The sequence below is a fragment of the Castellaniella sp. genome, from assembly GCF_034675905.1.
In the GTDB taxonomy this organism is placed as follows: Bacteria; Pseudomonadota; Gammaproteobacteria; order Burkholderiales; family Burkholderiaceae_B; genus Castellaniella.
Genome location: NZ_JAUCCV010000002.1, coordinates 489,777 through 506,098 on the forward strand (window position 1 = coordinate 489,777; position 16,322 = coordinate 506,098).

Annotated in this window: 18 protein-coding genes and 1 pseudogene; 5 read left to right on the forward strand and 14 right to left on the reverse strand. The window is 60.9% G+C overall.

Annotated elements, in window-relative coordinates; translation table 11 throughout:
• Positions 1 to 4: 4 nt before the first annotated feature.
• The 14 genes from nuoK to VDP79_RS03500 form a co-directional block, all read right to left on the reverse strand.
• Positions 5 to 313 (reverse strand): NADH-quinone oxidoreductase subunit NuoK, encoded by a 309-nt coding sequence (gene nuoK / locus VDP79_RS03440; protein WP_323017007.1) that lies wholly within the window; start codon positions 311 to 313, stop codon positions 5 to 7.
• The gene (locus VDP79_RS03445; RefSeq protein WP_323016829.1) at positions 313 to 939 is read right to left on the reverse strand and encodes an NADH-quinone oxidoreductase subunit J; all 627 of its coding nucleotides are present in this window, start codon (positions 937 to 939) and stop codon (positions 313 to 315) included. Before VDP79_RS03445 ends, nuoK begins: the two co-directional genes overlap by 1 nt.
• Positions 940 to 955: 16 nt before the next feature.
• On the reverse strand, positions 956 to 1,444 hold the full coding sequence (gene nuoI, locus VDP79_RS03450) for an NADH-quinone oxidoreductase subunit NuoI (protein ID WP_323016830.1): 489 nt from the start codon (positions 1,442 to 1,444) through the stop codon (positions 956 to 958).
• 10 nt (positions 1,445 to 1,454) lie between these two features.
• Positions 1,455 to 2,528, reverse strand: a complete 1,074-nt coding sequence (gene nuoH, locus VDP79_RS03455) for an NADH-quinone oxidoreductase subunit NuoH (RefSeq protein ID WP_323016831.1) — start codon at positions 2,526 to 2,528, stop codon at positions 1,455 to 1,457.
• Complete coding sequence (nuoG, locus tag VDP79_RS03460; protein ID WP_323016832.1) at positions 2,529 to 4,859, reverse strand: NADH-quinone oxidoreductase subunit NuoG; 2,331 nt, start codon at positions 4,857 to 4,859, stop codon at positions 2,529 to 2,531.
• Between the two features lie 14 nt (positions 4,860 to 4,873).
• The gene (gene nuoF / locus VDP79_RS03465; protein WP_416233043.1) at positions 4,874 to 6,193 is read right to left on the reverse strand and encodes an NADH-quinone oxidoreductase subunit NuoF; all 1,320 of its coding nucleotides are present in this window, start codon (positions 6,191 to 6,193) and stop codon (positions 4,874 to 4,876) included.
• A gap of 47 nt (positions 6,194 to 6,240) precedes the next feature.
• Positions 6,241 to 6,726 carry an NADH-quinone oxidoreductase subunit NuoE gene (gene nuoE, locus VDP79_RS03470; protein ID WP_323016834.1) on the reverse strand — a complete coding sequence of 162 codons (486 nt, stop codon included), beginning with the start codon at positions 6,724 to 6,726 and terminating at the stop codon, positions 6,241 to 6,243.
• Positions 6,727 to 6,754: 28 nt separating this feature from the next.
• Positions 6,755 to 8,008 carry an NADH-quinone oxidoreductase subunit D gene (locus tag VDP79_RS03475; RefSeq protein ID WP_323016835.1) on the reverse strand — a complete coding sequence of 418 codons (1,254 nt, stop codon included), beginning with the start codon at positions 8,006 to 8,008 and terminating at the stop codon, positions 6,755 to 6,757.
• Position 8,009: 1 nt separating this feature from the next.
• The gene (locus VDP79_RS03480) at positions 8,010 to 8,627 is read right to left on the reverse strand and encodes an NADH-quinone oxidoreductase subunit C (protein ID WP_323016836.1); all 618 of its coding nucleotides are present in this window, start codon (positions 8,625 to 8,627) and stop codon (positions 8,010 to 8,012) included.
• Between the two features lie 87 nt (positions 8,628 to 8,714).
• On the reverse strand, positions 8,715 to 9,191 hold the full coding sequence (locus VDP79_RS03485) for a NuoB/complex I 20 kDa subunit family protein (RefSeq protein WP_066457841.1): 477 nt from the start codon (positions 9,189 to 9,191) through the stop codon (positions 8,715 to 8,717).
• A gap of 15 nt (positions 9,192 to 9,206) precedes the next feature.
• Positions 9,207 to 9,566 (reverse strand): NADH-quinone oxidoreductase subunit A, encoded by a 360-nt coding sequence (gene ndhC / locus VDP79_RS03490; protein ID WP_323016837.1) that lies wholly within the window; start codon positions 9,564 to 9,566, stop codon positions 9,207 to 9,209.
• 964 nt (positions 9,567 to 10,530) lie between these two features.
• On the reverse strand, positions 10,531 to 11,406 hold the full coding sequence (locus VDP79_RS03495) for a porin (protein ID WP_323016838.1): 876 nt from the start codon (positions 11,404 to 11,406) through the stop codon (positions 10,531 to 10,533).
• Between the two features lie 636 nt (positions 11,407 to 12,042).
• Positions 12,043 to 12,318 (reverse strand): type II toxin-antitoxin system RelE/ParE family toxin, encoded by a 276-nt coding sequence (locus tag VDP79_RS14870; protein WP_416233036.1) that lies wholly within the window; start codon positions 12,316 to 12,318, stop codon positions 12,043 to 12,045.
• 432 nt (positions 12,319 to 12,750) lie between these two features.
• Positions 12,751 to 12,918 carry a hypothetical protein gene (locus VDP79_RS03500; RefSeq protein ID WP_323016839.1) on the reverse strand — a complete coding sequence of 56 codons (168 nt, stop codon included), beginning with the start codon at positions 12,916 to 12,918 and terminating at the stop codon, positions 12,751 to 12,753.
• A gap of 398 nt (positions 12,919 to 13,316) precedes the next feature.
• Between VDP79_RS03500 and VDP79_RS03505 the strand changes: the two genes are divergently transcribed.
• The 5 genes and pseudogenes from VDP79_RS03505 (at position 13,317) to VDP79_RS03525 (ending at position 16,311) form a co-directional block, all read left to right on the forward strand.
• Positions 13,317 to 13,502 (forward strand): hypothetical protein, encoded by a 186-nt coding sequence (locus tag VDP79_RS03505; protein ID WP_323017008.1) that lies wholly within the window; start codon positions 13,317 to 13,319, stop codon positions 13,500 to 13,502.
• 88 nt (positions 13,503 to 13,590) lie between these two features.
• Positions 13,591 to 14,098: pseudogene (gene tsaE, locus VDP79_RS03510) on the forward strand (tRNA (adenosine(37)-N6)-threonylcarbamoyltransferase complex ATPase subunit type 1 TsaE).
• Positions 14,065 to 15,429 carry an N-acetylmuramoyl-L-alanine amidase gene (locus VDP79_RS03515; protein ID WP_323016840.1) on the forward strand — a complete coding sequence of 455 codons (1,365 nt, stop codon included), beginning with the start codon at positions 14,065 to 14,067 and terminating at the stop codon, positions 15,427 to 15,429. Before tsaE ends, VDP79_RS03515 begins: the two are co-directional and overlap by 34 nt.
• Positions 15,430 to 15,607: 178 nt before the next feature.
• A complete protein-coding gene (locus VDP79_RS03520) occupies positions 15,608 to 15,904 on the forward strand; it encodes a type II toxin-antitoxin system MqsR family toxin (protein ID WP_323016841.1) in 297 nt (98 codons plus the stop codon).
• A 2-nt stretch (positions 15,905 to 15,906) separates the two neighbouring features.
• Complete coding sequence (locus VDP79_RS03525; protein ID WP_323016842.1) at positions 15,907 to 16,311, forward strand: type II toxin-antitoxin system MqsA family antitoxin; 405 nt, start codon at positions 15,907 to 15,909, stop codon at positions 16,309 to 16,311.
• The last annotated feature ends 11 nt before the right edge of the window (positions 16,312 to 16,322 follow it).

The window sequence follows — 16,322 nt, forward strand, 5'->3', positions numbered from 1 at the left end:
GCCCTTACCCCTTCAGCTGGTCAAGCTTGTCGACATTGAGGGTGCTGAGATTGCGGAACAGCAGCACCAGAATGGCCAGCCCGATGGCAGCCTCGGCAGCCGCCACCGTCAGCACGAAAAACACGAAGACCTGCCCGGCGGGATTGCCCGACCAGACGGAAAAGGCCACGAAGTTCATGTTGGCCGACAGCAGGATCAATTCGATCGACATCAGCAGCACGATCAGGTTGCGCCGATTCAGAAAAAACCCGAACACGCCGATGGCGAACAGAATCGCCCCCACGATCAGGTAATGGCTCAGTCCGATCTGCATCATTTTTCGGCTCCTTCGGATTCAGCAGCAGGCGTGTCGACCACGGAGGACATCTTCACGATGCGGATGCGGTCAGCCGCGGTGACGCGCACCTGCTTGCCGGGATTGGTGCGTTTGTAGTCGCTGCGCGTGCGCATGGTCAACGCGATGGCAGCGATCATGCCCACCAACAGGATCACGCCGCCGATCTGCACGGCATAGGCGAAATCCGTATACATGGCCGTGCCCAACACCAGCGTGTTGTCGATGTTGTCGGCCGGCTGGGGCATCGCCGCAGCATCGCCCCAGGAACGCAGCACCACAAAGGCCATTTCCAGCACCATGACGCCACCGATGGTCAGGCCCAGCGGCAGATAGACCTTCAGGCCGCTTTTCAGGCCTTCCAGACGCATGTCCAGCATCATGACGACAAACAGGAACAGCACCATGACGGCGCCGACGTAGACGATGACCAGCGCCAGGGCCAGAAATTCGGCCTGGATCAGCATCCACATCATGGATGCCGTAAAGAAGGTCAGGATCAGGTGCAGCACCCCGGTGACGGGGCTGGTGGCCGTGATGACGCGAAACGCGGCCACGACCAGCACAATGGCCAGCAGATAGAACAGGATTGAATCAAAACTCATGGTCGGTCTTCCGGCATCAACGATAAGGCGCGTCGGCAGCGCGACGGGCGGCAATTTCCGATTCGTAGCGATCGCCCACGGCCAGCAGCATGTCCTTGGTGAAATACAGATCGCCGCGTTTTTCGCCGTGGTATTCGTGCAGATGGGTTTCCACGATGGCGTCGGTCGGACAGGCTTCCTCGCAGAAGCCGCAGAAAATGCACTTGGTCAGATCGATATCGTAGCGTGTGGTGCGGCGGCTGCCGTCCTCGCGCTGTTCGGACTCGATGGTGATGGCCAGGGCCGGACACACGGCTTCGCACAGCTTGCAGGCGATGCAGCGTTCCTCGCCGTTTTCGTAGCGGCGTTGCGCATGCAGCCCGCGAAACCGGGGCGAAGTCGGCGTCTTTTCCACCGGGTAGCGCAGCGTGATCTTGCGCTTGAAGAAATATTTGCCCGTCAGGCGCATGCCTTCGAACATTTCCTTCAGCATCAGACTGCCGAAGAAGTCCTTGATTGCTTCCATGATGTACCCCTTACTGCCAGATGTTCCAGGGCGTCTGCATCCAGATCGCCACGATCACCAGCCACACCCCCGTCAGGGGGATGAAGACCTTCCAGCCCAAACGCATGATCTGGTCATAGCGGTAGCGCGGGAAGGTGGCGCGGAACCAGATGAACAGAGAAACCACGAAGAAAGTCTTCAGGCCCAGCCAGATCCAACCCGGAACCCAGGTGAACGGCGCAAAATCCAGCGGCGGCAGCCAGCCGCCCAGGAACATGACCGCCGCCATGGCTGACAGCAGAATCATGTTGGCGTATTCGCCCAGGAAGAACAGGGCGAAACCCATCCCCGAATATTCGACCATGTGACCCGCGACGATTTCCGATTCGCACTCGGCCATGTCGAAGGGGTGGCGGTTGGTTTCCGCCACCGAAGCGATGATGTAGATGATGAACAGCGGCAACAGCGGCAACCAGTTCCAGGACAGAATCCCGACGCCGTGATCGGCGAACCAGCCCGCGCCCTGCCCCTGGACGATGCCCGACAGATTCAGCGTGCCTGACACCAGCAGCACCGTGACCATGACGAAGCCGACGGCCAGTTCGTAGGACACCATCTGCGCCGACGCCCGCAGCGCCGACAGCAGCGCATATTTGGAGTTCGACGCCCAGCCGGCCACGATCACGCCATAGACACCCACCGAGGTGATCGCCATGATGAACAGCAGTCCGGCATTGATATTGGCCAGCACGACATCAGGCTGAAACGGAATCACGGCCCAGGCCGCCAGCGCCGGCGTCAGCGTGACCACCGGAGCCAGGATGTACAGCACCGGATTGGCCTTGGACGGCACGATCAGTTCTTTGGTCAGCAGCTTGAACACGTCGGCGAAAGGCTGCAGCAAACCGCGATAACCCACGCGATTGGGCCCCAGGCGTACGTGCATGAAGCCGATCATCTTGCGTTCCCAGTACGTCAGGTAGGCCACGCACAAAATGATGGGGACGGCAATGATCACGATCTTGACCAGGGTCCAGACCACAAGCCAGGGCGTTTCACCGATCAGGCTCGTGCCGTAGGCGTTCAGGATATTCAACCAGTCCATTTAGCGTCGCTCCAGCTGGATGGCGCCCGAGCCCATGCCCAGGGCGGCGGTCTGTTCAAAGGCGCCGGCGACCCGCACGGCGCCATCGGCCACGGTATCGTCCAGCGCCACGGTCAGGTCTGCCGCGCCATGGGCGGTGGACACGCGCACGGCGTCTCCTGCCGACACGCCCAGGGACTGCAACGTAGCGGCATTGGCCGCTGCCTGCGGCGGCGCGGAACTGACGTGTTCCTGCAACGGCTGCGAGCGGCGCACCAAAGCGTCCGTGCGATAGATGGGCAGTTCGGCGACGCGTTCCAGATCGCCCGTCGGCGCTGCCGTGCCGGGCGCCAGACGGATCTCGTTGGACAGACGGCCATCAACGCCGCCCACCATCACCGTATCGCGCACGGATTCGGAGGTCTCGTCGTCAAAGCCCGGCAGGTTCAGCAGATTGCCCAGCACGCGCAGGACCTTCCAGGCCGGGCGGGTATCCCCCACTGGCGCGGCCACGCCCTTGAAGCTTTGCACCCGGCCTTCGGCATTGACGAAGGAACCGGAGGTTTCGGTAAACGGCGCGATGGGCAACATCACATCGGCCCAGTCCTCGGCAGCGGAACGGAAAGCCGTGAAGGCCACCGCCATCCCCGAACCCTGCAGGGCGCGCACGGCGCGTTCGCCCAGATCGCTGTCCAGGCGCGGTTCGGCTTGCAACACCAGATAGGCTTTCAGGGGATCGCCGCCCAGCATGCCGCGGGCATCCAGACCGCCATCCGCCGGCACGGCGCCGGCCAGATAACCGCCCACCGTATTACCGCCGGGGGTCAGGAAGCCGAAACGGCCGCCAGCCAGCTGCGCAATCGCCTGAGCGTTGGCCGCCAGCAGCGCGACCTGATCGTCGGACACGGCCAGATTACCCAGGAACACCGCCACCCGTTCGCCCGACGCCAAGCTGTCGGCAATCGCCTGGGCAGCCTCGCCCGGCTGCACGCCGGTCAGACCGGCAGGCGTCGGCTGCGATTTCAATCCGGCCAGCGCCACGGCGATTTCGCCCAGAGCCTGGACCATGGCGGACGGCTTGACCGTCAGACGGCCCGTGACCGGCGCCAGCGGATCGGCCGCCACGCTGTCCACCAGGGACAGCTGCATGCCGTGCTTGGCCGCCTGGCGCAGACGCTGCGCCATCAGGGGATGGTCCTTGCGCAGGAAGGAGCCGATCACCAGCGTGCGATCCAGCGTATTCAGATCGGCAATCGGCATGCCCAGCCAAGGCGCGCCGCTGCGCACCGCATCCAGGGCTGCGCCATCGCCGCGCAGGCGGAAGTCGATATTGTCGGAACCCAGCGCACGCGTCAGCCGCGCCAACAGGGTCAGCTCTTCGAGCGTCGCAGTATCGGTCGCCAGCGCGCCGATCTGCGTCGCACCGCCGTCTTCGCGCACCTGATTCAGGCCGGTGACGACCGATTGCAGCGCATCCGTCCAGGAGGCTTCGTGCCACTGGCCGTCGCAGCCGCGCACCATGGGGTGCTGCAGGCGGTCTTCGACGTACAGGCCGGCATAGGAAAAGCGGTCGCGGTCGCTGATCCAGCATTCGTTGACGGGTTCGTTTTCAAACGGCACCACGCGCAGCACACGATCCATCTTGGTCTGCACGACCAGATTGGCGCCCACGCTGTCATGCGGGCTGACCGAACGGCGACGGGCCAGTTCCCAAGTGCGCGCGCCCATCATGAAAGGTTTGGACAACAAGGCCCCGACCGGACAGACGTCGATCATGTTGCCGGACAGTTCGGATTCGACGGCCTCGCCCACGAAGGTGGTGATTTCAGAGAATTCACCCCGGTTGAGCATGCCGATTTCCATGATGCCGCCGATTTCCTGGCCGACACGCACGCAACGGGTGCAGTGGATGCAGCGCTGCATCTGTTCAGCCGAAATCAGCGGACCCATGGGCTTATGAAAGACCACGCGCTTGGTTTCCTTGTAGCGCGAGGCGGATTCACCGTACCCCATGGCCAGATCCTGCAGCTGGCATTCGCCGCCCTGATCGCACACGGGGCAATCCAGGGGGTGATTGATCAGCAGGAATTCCATGACAGCGCGCTGGGCCTCGACGGCCTTGGGCGAGCGGGTGTGCACCACCATGCCGTCGGTCACGGGCGTCGCGCAGGCCGGCAGTTGTTTCGGGGCCTTTTCGACCTCGACCAGACACATGCGGCAGTTGGCGGCAATGCTGAGTTTCTTGTGATAGCAGAAATGCGGGATATACAGCCCCGCCGAATGGGCAGCCTGGATGACCATGCTGCCTGCTTCGGCTTGAACCTTCAGCCCGTCGATGGTGAGTTCTACCATGGCGTGTCCTGACCCTACAGATACTTGGCGACCACACAATCCTTGTGGTCGACGTGGTGGACGAATTCGTCGCGGAAATGCTTGATGAAGCTGCGTACCGGCATGGCGGCGGCGTCGGCCAGGGCGCAAATCGTGCGGCCCATCATGTTGTGCGCCACCGAATCCAGGGTATCGATGTCATCCATCGTGCCCTGGCCGTTTTCCATGCGCTGCATCATGCGGTACAACCAGCCCGTGCCTTCGCGGCACGGCGTGCACTGGCCGCAGGATTCTTCCATGTAGAAGTACGACAGGCGCATCAGCGATTTGACCATGCAGCGGGTCTCGTCCATGACAATGACCGCGCCCGACCCCAGCATGGACCCGGCCTTGGCGATCGAGTCGTAATCCATATTGGTGTTCATCATGATGTCGGCCGGCAGCACCGGCGACGAGGAACCCCCGGGGATGACGGCTTTCAGCTTGCGCCCGCCCTTCATGCCGCCGGCCAGCTCCAGCAGTTTGGCAAACGGCGTGCCCAGCGGAATTTCGTAGTTGCCGGGCAATTCGACGTCGCCGGACACCGAAAAAATCTTGGTCCCGCCGGCCTTTTCGATGCCCAGTTCCAGGTAGGCCTGAGCGCCCATCTGAAACACAAAGGGCACTGCCGCAAAGGTTTCCGTGTTGTTGACGGTGGTGGGCTTGCCGTACAAGCCGAAGCTGGCGGGGAACGGCGGCTTGAAGCGCGGCTGACCTTTTTTGCCTTCCAGCGATTCCAGCAGCGCGGTTTCTTCGCCGCAGATGTAGGCGCCAAAACCGTGGTGCGCATGCAACTGGAAGGAAAACCCCGAACCCAGGATGTTGTCGCCCAGGAACCCCGCCTGGCGGGCCTGTTCCAGGGCTTCTTCAAAGCGGTTGTAGACCTGGAAGATTTCGCCGTGGATATAGTTGTAGCCCACGGACGAGCCCATGGCGAAACCGCCGATGATCATGCCTTCGATCACCGCATGCGGGTTGTAGCGCAGCAGATCGCGGTCTTTGAAGGTACCCGGTTCGCCTTCGTCGGAATTGCAGACCACGTATTTCTGGCCCGGCAGATTGCGCGGCATGAAGGACCATTTCAGGCCCGTGGGGAATCCTGCGCCGCCGCGGCCGCGCAGGCTGGAGGCCTTCAGTTCGGCAATCACGTCGTCCGGCGTCATGCCGGTGGTCAGGATCTTTTTCAGGGATTCATAGCCGCCCCGGGCGATGTAATCCTGGATGCCCCAATTATTGCCGTCCAGGCCCGCCAGCAGGTGCGGCTGGATGTGACGGCCATGAAAAATCATGCTGCGGGCGGCATCGTCGCCCAGCATCGGATTCAGCGCATCCGTGCCATATTTCTGCAACACATCCAGGGCGCTCATGCCGACTCCTTCAGTTCACGGATCAGGGCGTCGATCTTTTCGGGCTGCATGCGGCAGCACATGTGCTTGTCGTTGGCGATCACCACCGGCGCATCGCCGCAAGCGCCCATGCATTCGCCTTCCAGCAGGGTGAACATGCCGTCGGGCGTGGTCTCGTGAAAATTGACGCCCAGCTTTTCTTTCAGGTATTCAGCCGCCTGCGCACTGCCCTGCAAGGCACAGGGCAGATTGGTGCAGATGGTCAGGGTGTAGCGCCCCGGCTGCTGAGTGTTGTACATGGCATAGAAGGTCGCGATTTCCTGGACCGCAATCGGCGGCATATCCAGGTAGGCGGCCACGTCGCGGATGACCTCGGGCGAGGTCCAGCCCTTTTCGGTCTGGGCGATGGTCAAGGCGGCCATCACGGCGGATCGTTTCTGATCCGCCGGATATTTGGAGATTTCCCGGTCAATGTCCCGGTAGGCTTGTTCGGAAAGCAGCATCGTCATAGTCCTATGGTGTCCCGGGCGGCTAGCGGTCGATTTCGCCAAACACGATGTCCTGGGTGCCGATGATGGTCACCACGTCGGAAATCATGTGGCCCTTGGACATTTCTTCCAGAGCGTGCAGGTGGGCAAAGCCCGGTGCGCGGATCTTCATGCGGTAAGGCTTGTTGGCCCCGTCCGACACCAGATAGATCCCGAATTCACCCTTGGGGTGTTCCACCGCAGCGTAGGCTTCGCCTTCGGGCACGTGCATGCCTTCGGTAAAGAGCTTGAAGTGGTGGATCATGTCTTCCATGCCGGTCTTCATGTGTTCGCGCGTGGGCGGGGCAACCTTGTGGTTGCCGGTGATCACAGGACCGGGATTGTTGCGCAGCCATTCGATGCACTGGCGGATAATGCGGTTGGACTGGCGCATTTCCTCGATGCGGCACAGATAGCGGTCGTAGCAATCGCCATTTTTGCCCACGGGGATATCGAAATCCATCTTGTCGTAGACCTCGTAGGGCTGCTTTTTGCGCAGGTCCCATTCGATGCCGGAGCCGCGCAGCATGGGGCCGGTAAAGCCCAGCGCCAGGGCGCGTTCGGGCGATACGACGCCGATGTCCACCAGGCGCTGCTTCCAGATGCGGTTTTCGGTCAGCAGGACTTCGTATTCGTCCACGCAGGCGGGGAAGCGATTGGTGAAGTCCTCGATGAAATCCAGCATCGAGCCCGAACGCGCATCGTTCATGGCCCGCAGTTCCTTGTCGGAACGGTATTTGGAACCCTTGTACTGCGGCATGGTGTCGGGCAGATCGCGGTACACGCCGCCGGGCCGGTAATAGGCCGCATGCATGCGCGCGCCGGATACTGCTTCGTAGCAGTCCATCAGGTCTTCGCGTTCGCGGAAGGCATACAGGAACACCGCCATGGCGCCCACGTCCAGCGCATGCGAACCCAGCGACATCAAGTGGTTCAGGATGCGGGTGATTTCGTCGAACATCACGCGGATGTACTGCCCGCGTTCCGGCACCTGGATGCCCAGCAGCTTTTCGACCGCCAGACAGTAGGCGTGTTCGTTGCACATCATGGACACGTAGTCCAGACGGTCCATGTATGGCAGCGCCTGCAGGTAAGTGCGGTGTTCCGCCAACTTTTCGGTGGCCCGGTGCAACAGGCCGATGTGCGGGTCGGCGCGCTGGACGACTTCGCCGTCCAGTTCCAGCACCAGGCGCAGCACCCCGTGCGCGGCCGGGTGCTGCGGGCCGAAGTTCAGGTTGTAGTTCTGGATTTCTGCCATGTCAGTACCGTTCAATGCCGTAGTGGTCTTCCCGCACCACGCGGGGGGTGATTTCGCGGGGCTCGATCGTGACGGGCTGGTAGACGACGCGTTTCTGTTCGGCGTCGTAACGCATTTCCACGTGCCCGGAAATCGGGAAGTCCTTGCGGAAGGGGTGGCCGATAAAACCGTAGTCCGTCAGGATGCGGCGCAAGTCGGGGTGGCCTTCGAAGACGATGCCGTACAGGTCGAAGGCTTCGCGCTCGAACCAGTTGACGGCGGGCCAGACGTCCACCAAAGACGCCACGACCGGGAATTCGTCGTGTTCGGCGTACAGGCGCACCCGCAGACGCCAGTTGTGCGTCACCGACAGCAGATGGATGACCACTGCAAAACGGTGCGGATGGGTGTGGCTGTGATCCGCGGAATACGTGGGGGCCTTCCAGGCGGAATAATCCACCCCGCACAGGTCCATACAGGATTCAAAACGCAGGCTGGCGTGATCGCGCAGCGTGCGGCAGGCATCCGCCCAGGCGGCCTGAGGCAGCTGCAGCGTCAGTTCGCCCAGCGATTCGGTCAGATTGACGGAATCGCCCAGCACATTGCGCAAATTGGTTTCTAAGGTCTGTAGCCGTGTCATATGCAGATCGTCGGATTCGAAGCAGATTGGAAGTACGCCAGAAGGGCCCGCGCCGGCGCACCGGCAAGCCCTGCCTGACGCCCCACGCTATCGCGCAATGGTGTTGGTCAGGCGGATCTTGTTTTGCATCTGCAGCAGACCGTAGACCAGGGCTTCCGCCGTGGGCGGACAGCCCGGCACGTACACATCCACCGGCACGATACGGTCGCAGCCGCGCACCACCGAATAAGAATAGTGGTAGTAACCACCGCCATTGGCACAGGACCCCATGGACACGACCCAGCGCGGTTCCGGCATCTGGTCGTAGACCTTGCGCAGCGCCGGCGCCATCTTGTTGCACAGCGTGCCGGCCACGATCATCAGATCGGACTGGCGCGGGCTGGGCCGGAAGATGATGCCGAATTGGTCCAGGTCATAGCGCGCCGCGCCTGCATGCATCATTTCGACCGCACAGCAGGCCAGACCGAAGGTCATCGGCCACAGCGAACCCGTCTTTGCCCAGTTCAGGAATTTATCCGCACTGGTGGTCATGAAGCCTTTTTCCATGACGCCTTCAACAGCCATTTTGCTCACCCCCAATTATTCCCAGTCCAGGGCGCCGCGGCGCCATTCGTAGATGAAGCCCACCGTCAGGATGCCCAGGAAGATCGCCACCGCCCAGAACCCCACCATGCCGACCGTGCCATTAGCCATGGCCCAGGGGAACAGAAAGGCGATTTCCAGGTCGAACATGATGAACAGGATCGCCACCAGGTAGTAGCGCACGTCGAATTTCATGCGCGAATCGCCAAAGGATTCAAAGCCGCATTCGTAGACGGACAGCTTTTCAGCGTCGGGCACGTTGCGGCCCAGCAAACGCCCCGCGGCCAGCAGGGCCGCGCCGATCAAGGTGGCGACGATGATGAAAAGCAGCACAGGAAAGTACTGTTCCAGATTCATGAAGGGCCCCTGCTCCAGAAGATCAAACTACGGGATTGTAGCATTTCGACAAGCACTGTCGCCGGGAAAACCCGAAGCTGAAACACAATTGACCGGAGTCAATTCAGCTAAGCACGGAAAGGCTTTCAGAAGCCTGAAACGGGGCAAAAGAAGGGAAGGACAGGCCAGCCAAGGCCTACGGATGCTTGTGGCGCATGACATCGGAATCCGGCAGCATGGCGTCGGGGGGGTGCCCCTGGTGGGCGGCTGACGCATAGCCATGTCGCCGGCAGGCGCAGATTAGGGATGCGGCTCTGGGTTGTTGGTGATGGGTGAATGGAAAATGAGACGAGTCACCCACGGCTCTCGGCCTGATCGCCATGGGCTTTATTCATACCATCTGCTGATGTCCGCACATCGAGCGCCTTCGTCCTTCCGATTTGTTTTTGTTTTTTGGGGGGCTGCCACTGCGTCGGGGGGGGGGTGGTCGTGTGTTGGGGTGGGGTGTGAGGGCTTTGAGGCAGACGCAAGAAAGCCACCCGAAGGTGGCTTTCTTGTTGCCGGGGACCGAAGCCCCCCGGCAAAGTTCCGAACAACCCGGCAAGCCGGGCTGCATCGCAGCGTGGACAAGCCACGCGTGGCGATTAGAACTTGTGACGCATACCGATACCAGCTTCCTTGGCCTTCATACCGTCCAGGTAGGCCACGCCGGTGCCGTAGGCGCCGTAGGCATACACGTCAGTGCGCTTGGACAGCGGGTATAGGTGTACTTTTAGCAGAATAGATGTTCTGCGTCTTGAAGGTGCTGTTGTTTTTATCGTCGAACACGTTCATCCAGATTGGAAGAAGAGCGCGTCCAGGTCACCACAGCCGTACCGCCGCCCAGAGGAGCGGACAGACCGACGTAGTAATTGTGCGACTTGAAGTTCATCCGTCAATGTGCCGACACCTCGAGCCGAGCCATTGCCAGCGGTACCCGCCCCACTCACCCAGCCATGCCGTTCAACTTGCCGTTGCGATCCTGACCATAGCCCAGACCCAGCTTGACGACTTCGAAGTCGTAGCCGCCGCTGATCATCCAGTTGGTGACGTTATAATGGGAACCGACGAGACCGAGGGCATTAGCGTTCACGTTCGTGGGATCGTAGGCGAACTGGTCCTGGCCGCTGGAACCTTGGCGATCATAAGTCGCACCGGCAAAAATCGGACCATTGGCGTACTTCAGGCCGACGGTCAGATAGTTGGCACGATCATCCCCAGCAACCGCAGTGTTGGCCACGCCATTGAAGCTGGCACGCTTCACCGCCGACTGGCCGTTGGTGCCATAGCCGATACCGGCCTGGAAGCCCGCGAAGTTCGGGGTTTCATATTTGAACATCTGGTCGACGCGGACGGACTTGGCACCGAAGGCCTTGTCCGTATCGCCGAAGCTGCTGCCGAAGCTGGCGTCGTGGTAGCCATCACCGAAGTTGTACTGGCGACCCATCGTGAAGGTACCCCAGCTGTCGCTGGCCAGACCGACAAAGGCCTGACGGTTGAATTGACGATCCTTGTCAGCAGGCTTAGCGGTACCAATGTTGAAGCCTTGCTCCAGCACGAAGATGGCGCGCAGGCCATCGCCCAGGTCTTCGGAACCCTTCAGGCCGAAGCGGTTGCCGCTGAGGAAGCCATCACGGATGCCAGACGAAGTCGCCTTGGCGTTGTAGCTGTTACCAGCCGCATCAGTGTGGCTGTATTTGTATTGGCTGTAGCCGTAGCCGGTGTCCAGGATACCGTACAGCGTCACGGACGTTTCTGCTTGAGCAACGCCAGCGGTAGCGAAACCGGCCAGCAGAGCAGCAGCGAGCAGAGTCTTTTTCATGTAAGAAATCTCCGTAGATTTGTGTGAATCAGAGCAGGCCAACAACATCCTTTTGCTGCTGCTCTTTCTAACTCCGCGAAGGGAAGTTGTTGGTATTGCATCAAAATTTCCGGATGAATGCCATGCCCAGCAGGGGAAAGGCCTCAGTTTCCTGGGAAAGGCGTTGCAGATCCACAACAAGCCGTCCGGAAGGGATCTTTCGAATCACCTCTAAACAAGCACATCCAAGCCATGTTTCTGAACAACTTGCAACAAGCGAGCGGCAGTTCCGCTAGGCTGCTTGGCTCCGCTTTCCCACTTCTGCACGGTCGACGTGCTTGTGTTCAGATACTCGAGCAAAAACAGGCTGGCTGACCTTTTACGGAATGCCGCAGCTTCGTGATGGCCTTGGCATCAAAGCGTGGCGCCTTGCAGCAAGGCACATCTCGTCGAATTCCCGCATGGTCTGCTGGCTGACCACACCAGATCGTTGTAGGCCTGTGGCCGCGCTATGAATTGCTTCAAACGCGTCACTTTTGAATTGGGGTTTGGTCGTCATCGCCAACGATCTCCAGAATTTCCTTTGCATCGTGAGCAGCTCACGGAGCTGCTCCTCGCTCATCGCTGCATACTGGGCAGCCAACAGCTTGAAGCCTGTCACCTCGGCCTGATCAATAATTTGTCACGGGCATTCTTTGCATACAAGTAAAAGAAAAACCACCAACCCACCGCTTTCCGAATAACAACACTGCGGTGCATGTTCTTGTTAAGCCGCTTCTTCCACACATTTCCACCCAAGTTGTCCCCCTTCCCCAGAGCCAGATCGAGCGCCTGCCCGGAATAATTCCACATCCGGAATCCGGGCCTTGGCGGCGAGTTTGGTGAATGTTTTGGTCTTGAAGAATCGAGTGAGACCGCCGACTCATTGCTCATACCACCTGCCTTTTTAAATTATAGCACTCAGTGCTATATTTTTCGGAGCTTATATCTCACCTCACACTCAGAAAGTATCTACGACAAGGACAACCCTGGCTCGCTAATTCAGCCCGCCGGTTTGGCTCCAGTTTTGCCACCTGAGGGAAAACTCTCACCGCCCCGTTCGCACCGCGACGTTTAGCGTTGTTCATCACAGCAGAGCAAGCTGCACCCTACAATGCGCCCCACCCCCGCTGACGTCTCGCCAATGACCTGCGCCATACCCCGCCCTCAGGTGTCCCCAGCCATGTCCGTGATTCTGCTGATCCTGCCCGATTTCCTGCTGATTGCCCTGGGATGGCTGCTGCTGCACCGTTTTGGATTCGACCGGCACTTTTTCGCACAGGCGGAAAAGCTGGTGTATTTCGTGCTGTTTCCGGCGCTGCTGTTTCATTCGATCACCCAGGCGCCGATGGCGCTGGGCAGCACGACGGTGCTGCTGGCGGCCACCATGGGCGTCATGCTGGGCGGCATCGCACTGGCCTGGCTGGGGCGCCTGGCGGTGCGCCCGGATGCCGGAGCGCATGCGGCGACGGCGCAATGCGCGTTTCGCTTCAATAGTTATCTGGCGCTGTCGTTGGCGGCCAGCCTGGGTTGGGACCAAGCCCAGGCGACGATGGCCGTGATTCTGGGTTTTGCGGTGCCCATCAGTAATGTGGGGGCGGTGCACGCCCTGGCCAGCCGCAACGGCGGGCGGGCGCTGAATGAAATGGCGCGCAATCCTTTTATCCTGGCGACGCTGGCGGCCCTGGCCTGCAATTTTCTGCAGATGCCGATTCCACACCTGGCGGACGTCGCCCTGGGGCGGCTGGGGTCCTGCGCCATCGCGCTGGGGCTGCTGTGCGTGGGGGCGACGTTGTCGCTGGAGGGGGGGACGCCAGCATGCGCCGCTGATGGCCTGGATGATCACGGCCAAGCTGATCCTGCTGCCGCTATGGACGCTGGCGCTGGCCTGGATGCTGGACCTGCCCGCCCAGGAACGCCTGGTGCTGCTGCTGTTTTCCGCCGTGCCGACCTCGTCCGCCGCGCACGTGCTGGCCGCCCGCATGGGCGGCGACGGGCGGCTGGTGGCGGTCACGATGTCGCTGGGGACGCTGCTGTCGGCGGTGACGCTGCCGGTATGGCTGGGGCTGGCGGGGTAAACAGAGATTCACGCCCAGCAGACACGTCGCCCCATGATGGCAGCGCTGCCGACATACAATGCCCCACGGATCGAAACGCCTGAACAACATGACATTTCCCCTGCCCCCCATCGAATGGCCCCTGCCGGACGAAGACGCGACTGTGGCCCTGGCGCAACGCCTGGCGGCCCTGGTCTGCGGACATGCCCCTGAATCGCTATCCGCCGGCGGGCGCATCCACCTGCGCGGGGAACTGGGCGCGGGCAAAACCAGCCTGGCACGGGCGTTCCTGCGAGCGGGCGGCGTGACGGGGCGCATCAAAAGCCCCAGCTACGCCTTGCTTGAAAGCTATAACGTTTCTAACTTATACTTCTATCACTTTGATTTCTATAGATTTAGCGATGCGCACGAATGGCGGGATGCGGGGTTTGACGAACTGTTGGCAGAGCAGGCAGTCGTCCTGATCGAATGGCCTGAACAGGCCGGCACTCGTTTACCCCCCTCCGGATCTGGACATTCTGCTGGAATACGCCGGGACCGGCCGACGCGCATGGTTAAGCGCCTGCAGCGATAAAGGACAGCTATGGCTGACGCACCTGACCCCATCGCACCGATGAATACCGCCCCGGTTCCCCTGCGGCGCAAGCTGATCGCTGGCGGTTGCACGCTGCTGCTGCTGCCCGTCATTCCCCGGCTGGCGCATGCCGCCACCATTCTGGCCGTGCGGACCTGGCCGGCGGACGAATACACCCGCGTCACGCTGGAAATGGACACGGAACTGAAGGCCGAACAGTTCATGCTGGATCATCCGCACCGCCTGGTAGTGGATATCGAAGGCCTGCAGATGGATGCCGCCATCAGTGATCTGGTGTCCAAGATCAAACCCAACGACCCCTACATCAGCACCGTGCGCGTCGGCCAGAACCGCCCCAACGTGGTACGGCTGGTCTTTGACCTGAAGCAGGATGTGGCCCCGCAGGTCTTTACCCTGAAGCCCATCGGGGAATACAAATATCGCCTGGTGCTGGACCTGTACCCGAAAATCGCCCAGGACCCGCTGATGGCCCTGCTGAAGGACGCCCAGAACGATCCGCTGGCCGGCATCCTGGAAAGCCTGGCCCAGAACAGCCCATCGGAAGCGCCGATTCCCTCGGTCGAAGGGCAAAAACTCCCCCCGCTGGCACAACAGAAACCGCCGCCCGCGGAGGTGGTCCCGCCCAAGCCCGCGCCCGGCGGGCGCCGTGATCGTCCCATCCTGATCGCTCTGGACCCCGGACATGGCGGCGAGGATCCCGGCGCCATCGGCAAACGCGGTACCCGCGAAAAAGACATCGTCCTGCAGATCGCGCAGCGCCTGAAAAAACTGATCGACGCCCAGCCCAATATGCGGGCCTACCTGACCCGCGACCGGGATTATTTTGTGCCGCTGAACGTGCGGGTGCAAAAGGCCCGCCGGGTGCAGGCCGATCTGTTCATCTCGATTCACGCCGACGCCTGGATCAAGCCGTCCGCCCGGGGCTCTTCGGTCTGGGCGCTGTCGGAACACGGGGCGACCAGTTCCGCCGCCCGCTGGTTGGCCAAAAAGGAAAACGACGCCGACCTGATCGGCGGGGTAAACCTGGGTTCGCACAATGCCCAGGTCGCCAAGGTGCTGCTGGACCTGTCCACCGGGGCGCAGATCAATGATTCGATCAAAGTCGGCACCCAGGTGCTGCAGGAAATCGGCAAGATCAACCGCCTGCACAAGAACCGCATCGAGCGCGCCGGCTTCGCTGTGCTGAAGGCCCCCGACATCCCATCCATCCTGATCGAAACTGCCTTCATCAGCAATCCCGAAGAAGAATCCTTGCTGCGCACCCCCGCGCACCAGCAAAAGATCGCCGCCGCCGTCCTGGGCGGCGTGCGCGATTATTTCGCCGCCAACCCGGCACTGGCGCGACGGGCGTAATTCGGCAACCCTGCAGCCACCTTCGGGGTGGCTTCGCGCCCTACCCTGCCCGCAATACGACTTTTTCATCCCCTAGGGATTGCCGGTCTGCTCACGCAGCCTTCGGCTGCCGACAATGAACCCCTCCGGGGCGCTTGCACCAAGTAAGCGCTTAAATTAACCAACTAGGTTATAATTAATGGAAAAGGGTACTCCTCATTGTCGACTGTCCAGAGTCAAGCATCTGCTCGCAGCGGGCAAAGTTCGCACCACGCATTCGGCGCGCATCGGCGCCAACGAACTGGGCCTGAGCTTTTCCAGCATGCTGGATGTGCTAATGAGCCTGACCATCAGGGATTTTTACAAGAGCATGACCACTCATGCAGACCATTCAATTTGGCAGGATGTGTACTGCCCTGTCACATCGTACGGTTCCATCTACCTGAAACTGACAGTGATCGATGACGTGCTGATCGTGTCTTTTAAGGAACGCTGAACATGAAAATCTGTCCAGTCTGTGGTGAAAAAAGTCTGTCGCACGACACGCGCGACCAGCCATATACCTACAAAACTCACACGACAGTCATTTCCGCCGTGACCGGGGATTTTTGCGCCGCCTGCGGGGAATCCATCCTGGATGCTGCAGAATCCCGTCGCGTCATGCATGAGATGCAGGCATTTTCCAAACAAGTGAATGCGTCCTTGGTGGACCCAATATTCATCACGACCGTCCGAAAAAAACTGGGGCTTGGTCAAAACGAGGCTGCCCGGCTTTTCGGAGGCGGCGTCAATGCTTTTTCCCGCTACGAAAGCGGCAAAACCCGACCGCCGCTGGCCTTGGTCCAGCTATTCAAATTGCTGGACCGACATCCCGGCCTGTTGGACGAAATCCGCGCCGTCTAACCTGCTGCACG

Coding starts and splice junctions, on each gene's coding strand:
- VDP79_RS03525 (WP_323016842.1), top strand. CDS start 15,907: ATGAAAATCTGTCCAGTCTGTGGTGAAAAAAGTCTGTCGCACGACACG.
- VDP79_RS03485 (WP_066457841.1), bottom strand. CDS start 9,191: ATGGCTGTTGAAGGCGTCATGGAAAAAGGCTTCATGACCACCAGTGCG.
- VDP79_RS03495 (WP_323016838.1), bottom strand. CDS start 11,406: ATGAAAAAGACTCTGCTCGCTGCTGCTCTGCTGGCCGGTTTCGCTACC.
- VDP79_RS03475 (WP_323016835.1), bottom strand. CDS start 8,008: ATGGCAGAAATCCAGAACTACAACCTGAACTTCGGCCCGCAGCACCCG.
- VDP79_RS14870 (WP_416233036.1), bottom strand. CDS start 12,318: ATGAGCAATGAGTCGGCGGTCTCACTCGATTCTTCAAGACCAAAACAT.
- nuoF (WP_416233043.1), bottom strand. CDS start 6,193: ATGCTGGGCGACGATGCCGCCCGCAGCATGATTTTTCATGGCCGTCAC.
- nuoH (WP_323016831.1), bottom strand. CDS start 2,528: ATGGACTGGTTGAATATCCTGAACGCCTACGGCACGAGCCTGATCGGT.
- VDP79_RS03515 (WP_323016840.1), top strand. CDS start 14,065: ATGGCTGACGCACCTGACCCCATCGCACCGATGAATACCGCCCCGGTT.
- nuoE (WP_323016834.1), bottom strand. CDS start 6,726: ATGCTGCTTTCCGAACAAGCCTACCGGGACATTGACCGGGAAATCTCC.
- nuoI (WP_323016830.1), bottom strand. CDS start 1,444: ATGGAAGCAATCAAGGACTTCTTCGGCAGTCTGATGCTGAAGGAAATG.
- nuoG (WP_323016832.1), bottom strand. CDS start 4,859: ATGGTAGAACTCACCATCGACGGGCTGAAGGTTCAAGCCGAAGCAGGC.
- VDP79_RS03480 (WP_323016836.1), bottom strand. CDS start 8,627: ATGACACGGCTACAGACCTTAGAAACCAATTTGCGCAATGTGCTGGGC.
- VDP79_RS03445 (WP_323016829.1), bottom strand. CDS start 939: ATGAGTTTTGATTCAATCCTGTTCTATCTGCTGGCCATTGTGCTGGTC.
- nuoK (WP_323017007.1), bottom strand. CDS start 313: ATGCAGATCGGACTGAGCCATTACCTGATCGTGGGGGCGATTCTGTTC.
- VDP79_RS03505 (WP_323017008.1), top strand. CDS start 13,317: ATGCTGGACCTGCCCGCCCAGGAACGCCTGGTGCTGCTGCTGTTTTCC.
- ndhC (WP_323016837.1), bottom strand. CDS start 9,566: ATGAATCTGGAACAGTACTTTCCTGTGCTGCTTTTCATCATCGTCGCC.
- VDP79_RS03520 (WP_323016841.1), top strand. CDS start 15,608: ATGGAAAAGGGTACTCCTCATTGTCGACTGTCCAGAGTCAAGCATCTG.